Annotated in this window: 4 protein-coding genes; 1 reads left to right on the top strand and 3 read right to left on the bottom strand. The window is 50.1% G+C overall.

Annotated elements, in window-relative coordinates; translation table 11 throughout:
* Together RM811_RS01880 and aceE are read right to left on the bottom strand one after the other, a co-directional pair.
* Window positions 1-1,043, bottom strand: a 1,043-nt coding sequence (locus RM811_RS01880) for a biotin/lipoyl-containing protein (protein WP_402520217.1), incomplete at its 3' end; no start/stop codon positions are given.
* 38 nt (window positions 1,044-1,081) lie between these two features.
* A complete protein-coding gene (gene aceE, locus RM811_RS01875; RefSeq protein ID WP_402520215.1) occupies window positions 1,082-3,739 on the bottom strand; it encodes a pyruvate dehydrogenase (acetyl-transferring), homodimeric type in 2,658 nt (885 codons plus the stop codon).
* Between the two features lie 838 nt (window positions 3,740-4,577).
* Between aceE and RM811_RS01870 the strand changes: the two genes are divergently transcribed.
* Window positions 4,578-5,954: a hypothetical protein gene (locus RM811_RS01870; RefSeq protein WP_402520213.1), complete on the top strand. Its 1,377-nt coding sequence runs from the start codon at window positions 4,578-4,580 to the stop codon at window positions 5,952-5,954.
* Between the two features lie 347 nt (window positions 5,955-6,301).
* Here RM811_RS01870 and RM811_RS01865 read toward each other — a convergent pair.
* Window positions 6,302-6,651: UPF0175 family protein (locus tag RM811_RS01865; protein ID WP_402520211.1), on the bottom strand; the 350-nt coding region annotated here is incomplete at its 5' end.

Raw genomic sequence — 6,651 nt, 5'->3', positions numbered from 1 at the left:
TAGTTACGGTTAACGCGTTCCAACTCTATTGGGTTCGCTTCAGCACGAGGAGGTGGAGCGGACGGCGCACGGGATGGCGCACTGCCCTCTTGAGGAGCCGCTACCGGAGCTGTCGCAGCTGGACTCGCAACCGGTGTTACTACGGCCCCACCCATCACCTCAATATCCAGAATCAGGTCACCCTGATTCAGGCTATCGCCTTCCTTAACAGCAATGGCTTTGACCACACCCGTGAAAGGTGAAGGCACTTCCATGGTCGCCTTGTCAGACTCCAGTACAATCAGGGAAGCTTCTTCTTCGATCTGATCGCCAACACTGACACAGACTTCAATAACCGGAACGTTCTCTGCACCAATATCCGGTACAGTCACCCTCTCAATACGAGGGCCGGCCTGTGGAGCAGGTGCAGCAGGAGCGGCAACTGCAGGTGCGGGTGCAGCAGATGCAGATACGGGAGCTGGCGCTGGCGCAGCGGCACCACCATTGATTTCAACGTCAATCACCAGATCACCCTGATTCAGGGCATCACCTTCCTTAACGTGAATGGCTTTCACCACACCTTCTACCGGAGAAGGCACTTCCATGGTGGCCTTGTCAGACTCAAGAACAATCAGTGAGTCTTCCAGGGCTACGGTGTCACCAACGCTGACACAGATTTCGATAAGCGGTACATTCTCTGCACCAATATCAGGTACACGTACGGATTCAATCCTTGAGCCACCAGCGGGCGCCGGAGCTACTTCAGTTACCGGCGCTGCTGGTGCAGATGCTTTCGCTGGCTCTGCCGGTGGTGCAGCAGCCGGCTGACCAGCCGCTGCCATCTTCACCATTTCAACGCCTTCGCCAACACTGTCACCCACTTTCAGCAACACTTCAGTGACCACACCATCACGAGGTGCAGGTACTTCCATGGTGGCCTTGTCGGATTCCAGCACAATCAGCGAGTCCTCGGCAGAAACCGTATCGCCGGGTTTTACACAGATTTCGATGACTTCTGCTTCACCACTGCCGATGTCTGGAACCTTGATGATTTCGTCACTCATTCCTAATACCTTCCAGTATTCAATTTACAGGTCCAGACTCAGCAGTACAGAGGGTTAGCCCTGGTTGGGTCAATATCAAACTTCTTGATGGCCGCACTGACAACAGAAGCCTCCAGCTCACCATCCTGAACCAGCGCGTACAGGGCAGCGACTACGACGAAGTAACGATCTACTTCAAAGAAGCGACGCAGCTGTTCACGGGTATCGGAACGACCAAAACCATCAGTACCCAGAGTCACAAATGTCGCCGGAACAAATTCACGGATCTGGCTGGCATAGAGGCTCATGTAGTCAGAAGCAGCAATCACGGGGCCTTTGCGGCCAGACAGTTGCTTCGCAACCCAGCTGACCTGTGGTTCAGCTTCCGGATTCAGCATATTGTGACGTCTGGCATTCTTACCATCACGGGCCAGCTCATTGAAACTGGTGGCACTCCAGATGTCAGATTCAACGTTAAATTCATCACGCAAAATGTCGGCGGCTGCACGAACTTCCTGAAGGATAGTACCGCAACCCATCAGCTGCACTTTCAGCCCCTGGTTACGGGAGTTTTCTTCAACGTTATAAAGACCTTTGAGAATGCCTTCGATCACTTCAGGACCTTCTGGCAACGCTGGCTGACGGTAGTTTTCATTCATGGCAGTAATGTAGTACCACACATTCTCACCATCGCCGTACATACGCTGCAAGCCGTGCTGAATGATAACGGCCATTTCATAGCCATAGGTCGGGTCGTAACTGACGCAGTTAGGTACCGTCGAGGCCAGAATATGGCTGTGACCATCCTGATGCTGCAGACCTTCACCGTTCAGGGTCGTACGACCCGCCGTAGCACCAATCAGGAAACCACGAGCCTGAATATCTCCCGCAGCCCATGCCAGGTCACCGGTACGCTGGAAGCCAAACATGGAGTAGAAAGCATAGAACGGAATCATCGGCACGTTGTTGTTGCTGTAGGACGTTGCCGCAGCAATCCACGCGGCATGAGCACCCGCTTCGTTAATACCGGCTTCGATAATCTGACCTTGCTTGGATTCCTTGTAGAACATGACCTGATCGGAATCAACCGGCTCATAGTTCTGACCTTCAGCAGAGTATATGCCCAGCTGACGGAACATCCCTTCCATACCAAAGGTACGTGCTTCATCAGGAATGATCGGAACAATGTACTTGCCAAGGCTCTTGTCTTTGGCCAGAACACCCAGGATACGGACATAAGCCATCGTTGTGGAGATTTCACGCTCGCCACTGCCTTTCGTCACCGCTTCAAAAGCACTCAGTGCAGGCATTTCCAGCTTAATGTCGGTTTCACGACGACGCTGGGGAATAAAACCACCCAGTTTCTCCCGACGTTTGCGCATGTACTTCATTTCAGGGCTGTCAGCGTCTGGCTTGAAGTAAGGCAGGGATTCAATGTCATCGTCTTTGATGGGCAGATCGAAACGATCACGGAAGTGCTTCAGATCCTCAATGGGCAGTTTCTTAACGTTATGGCTGATGTTGGCAGCCTCACCCGTGGCACCGGTACCGTAACCTTTAACCGTCTTGGCAAGGATTACCGTAGGCTGACCATTATGGTTAACCGCTTCATGATAAGCCGCGTACATCTTGTATGGATCGTGACCACCACGGTTGAGACGCCAGATATCATCATCGGATAAGTGCTCAACCAGCTTCAGAGATTCCGGGTCACGCCCAAAGAAGTTCTCACGAGTCCAGCCGCCACCCTTGGCCTTACAGTTCTGGTAATCACCATCAACGGCTTTATCCATCACTTCCTGAAGCTTGCCATGTTTGTCCTGAGCCAGCAGTGGATCCCAGTGACGGCCCCAGACCACCTTAATAACGTTCCAGCCAGCACCCCGGAAGACACCTTCCAGCTCCTGAATGATTTTGCCATTACCACGAACCGGACCATCCAGACGCTGCAGGTTACAGTTCACCACGAAGATCAGGTTATCCAGCTTCTCACGACCGGCCAGAGAGATAGCACCCAGGGATTCTGGCTCATCCATCTCACCATCACCCAGGAATGCCCAGACCTTACGGTTCTGATCCGGAGCCATGTTACGGTTGATCAGGTACTTCATGAAGTGAGCCTGATAAATAGCCTGCAGTGGGCCAAGACCCATGGAAACCGTTGGAAACTGCCAGAACTCAGGCATTAGCTTAGGGTGCGGGTAGGACGAAAGACCATTGCCATCCACTTCCTGACGGAAGTTATCCAGCTGATCTTCGCTCAGGCGGCCTTCCAGGAAAGCACGGGAATAGATACCCGGAGCCACGTGACCCTGGTAGTAAACCAGGTCACCTTCACGGTCACTCTCATGGCCATGGAAGAAGTAGTTATAGCCAATATCATAAAGCGTGGCACTGGAAGCAAAAGAAGAGATATGCCCGCCCAGACTGCTGTCTTTCTTATTGGCGCGCATAACCATGGCCAGTGCATTCCAGCGAACCAGAGAGCGAATTCGACGCTCCATAAACAGGTCGCCGGGCATCCGGGCTTCTTTTTCCAGTGGAATCGTATTGCGATACGGTGTAGTAATGGCGTAAGGCAGCTGAGTACCTTTGGCGCGGGCATGCTGGGAAAGACGGGTCAGCAGAAAGTGCGCACGGTCTTCACCTTCCTGCTCAAGTACGGAATCCAGTGCTTCCAGCCATTCCCGGGTTTCTAAAGGGTCGATATCATGCATACAAATCGGCTCCGAAATCAGTCGAGCTGCTCCAGGTTTGAAAAAATAATAAACAGGGAAAGTAACAAGAACCTGCCAGACAGCCCATCAAATGATCGCTTATGTTAATGGCTGATCACCACAAACACCAAATCTATTGAAATAAACCAGAAAAAATCCGCTTAACCCGCAGATTCTGAAAAGCATTGATGTCAATCAATAGCAATATAACTACAACATAAGCAATTTCCGCAATCAGTATCAGTACTTAAGTTTTGTCCTGCTCGGGTAAATTCACATGGTTTTAGTAAAACCGCTATTTTGCTGTTAACAAAAAGAGACAGCCAGAAACAAAAAGGCAAACTTGGCTCGTTCCCACGGTCCCCGTGGGAATGCATACGGAACTTGCCGTATGCCACAGAGCCATCTGATAGTCCGTAGTCTGAATTGACAGGCAATGGGTGAGAACGAGGGACAACCTCACACTGCCTGGGTGTACCGGAGTTTCACACGGCTGCTTAGTTTGTACCGGGTGCGGTACGCATTCCCACGCAGAGCGTGGGAACGAGGTCATAGTTAATGGAATATATTGAGGAATAATTACAACGGGCGTTCGTATGAAGCTACTCCCCTGCACGGGAACTAAGTCCTCGAAAAACTGTCTACGTATTGTACTTCTAAGATAATAGATAATATTGGAGCTTGTATGAATGTAGCTGGCCGACCACCGACCCCGATGGTTATGAGGCACCAAGGGCAAAACGGGAAACCTTTAAATCAGACCACCAGAGGACCGTCTGAGGATGTCCATGGCTCTCAATGGCGCAGTAGAACGGCAAACATTCTGCAGAAGGAAGAGGTGATAAAATATTTCTTTCCAGTCATAATCTCCCACCTCATATACAGCCCCGATAGCCGCCACTTGGCGATTGCCTCCGGCAAAAATGTCAAAATCTTCACTTCCAAGAATGACACCTGGTTAAACACCGGCAGCATTGAACACCAACACAAATTTATATGCCCCCCCAATTTCAGCCCCGATAGCCGCAAACTGGTGATTGGGACCCAAGATAATAAAGCCTTGGTCTGCGATTTTCATGAAGATCAATTGAGCAATATTTTAATTAAGAACGCCAAACCTGGATCCTCACGCTTCAGCCACGATAACCACCTGGCAACCTACAATGTTACTCCTACAGATACGGGATGGATCAGTAAGAGGACCTTATTTTTCAGTGATGAGCAAAACAATTTTCTGAAGCGCATCTCGAACACGTATCAGGATGCAATTAAAACAATCCGCTTCAGTCCTGATGACCGCTTCCTGCTTACCGTGTTGCAGAAATCGGTCATGATCCGAAAGCTCGAAGGTTCCAACCAGGATCAGTTACTCATAAGTATAAGTAAGGGTGAGGGTGTGGATGAGATTATTGAGAGCTACTTTAGCCCCAATAGCTGCACCCTGGTGACGAGTTCCACCCATAAAATCAATATCCATGTGCTTGGTAAAAAAAGAGAGACTTGGGAGCCCCACCGGAAAATTGATATTATAGGAAATATGGGTGGCTGCGCTTTCAGCCCCGATAGCCAATCTCTAGTGTATGCTACCAGGTCAGGTTTTTCCTATATCCTCGTTTGTGATAAGGGCAACTGGGAGATTAATAAACTGATTCCGGAAACTTACGATCACATAATGGGCGGATTCAATCACAATGGCAGCTGCTTGGTACTCTGTACTGATGATAGACTCAGCTCCCTTATATTTACTCGTAAGAAGGCGGGCGGTTGGATAAAAGAACAGGAAATTCGGCATTTAGCTGAAATTATATTCACCCGCTTCATCAGCAATGATCGCCACCTGATGGTAACCAGCCAAAAGAATAACACCGCCACTATTTATACCCTTAACGAGAAGGATCTCTTTGTGAAGTCGGATCAGGTTACACATTATGTTGGGCAACGACCAGAGATCTACCCTGATCAGCAACGCCTGATAGTCTCCAAGGATAACAGTGCCTGCATCCTTACCGTTGATCAGGCAGGCCTCCTGAAGGAACAGCAGAAGCTGCCGCATGAAAGCAGTGTAAGACACATCAAACTCAGCCCCGATGGCAGAACTCTGGCGACCGCTTCAGACCATATCTTCCGTATCTTCATGGAGAGAGACGACTCTGTTCAACCTGAACCCGTAACTGCTCAAAATTTACAGGAAGATTCTGATAGAATGTCGCTATAGCCCAGTGAAATAGTGAGCGAAAAGTCAAAACCTACGATTTCTCCTGTAAAAAATGAGCAGTTACCTGAACCCCGCAGTTGAATGCGGATTTTTTCGGAAATCTTAGCGTTCTCACCAGGACGCGGCTTGCAGCCAATAGCCGTAGTCCCTGGCAAAAACCGTATGGCGATCCTGAATTCAACCAAAAGGTGAGTCCCAAGAAGACGCCTGATACTTTGCCCCAAGGGCTTTGGAGAAAATAGAGCGTTCAACTACTGAATTCAGGTTTATGGCTGGCTATGCATGCATTCCCACGGGGACCGTGGGAACGAGGTCAAGGCGTTTTTCGATACGGCGCCAGTCTTCTGTTAGCCTCCAAGGTTTTTTAGCTCCTGCTCCAGTTCGTCCAGGTCATAATCCACCACCGGTACCCCAAGGTGTCCCAGTTTCCGAAAGAAGGATTCCAAAGGTAATCCGGCCATTCTGGCGGCCTTTGCCGGAGTAATGACGCCCTGGGAAAAAAGATGGACCGCCAGGCAGATATGGACACCTTCCTGAAATAAACTCTCGTTAAACGGAATGCCTGCCATCAGGGGTCTGTCGTGCCTGGTAATCACGGCAAGCTTTCCGGCTTCTGCAGTACGGGAGAGATCACCCATCCGCTCCCGCAGATCTCTTATACCAAACAACTCCATGGTCTCAATACCTGTCTGATCAT

The organism is Endozoicomonas sp., assembly GCF_031844845.1.
Taxonomy (GTDB): Bacteria; Pseudomonadota; Gammaproteobacteria; order Pseudomonadales; family Endozoicomonadaceae; genus Endozoicomonas.
Note: the sequence above shows the minus strand (reverse complement) of the source record. Positions and strands in the feature narration are given on the sequence as shown.

Bases quoted from the DNA above. Each gene is read 5' to 3' on its own strand.
- aceE (WP_402520215.1), bottom strand. From the start codon at position 3,739: ATGCATGATATCGACCCTTTAGAAACCCGGGAATGGCTGGAAGCACTG.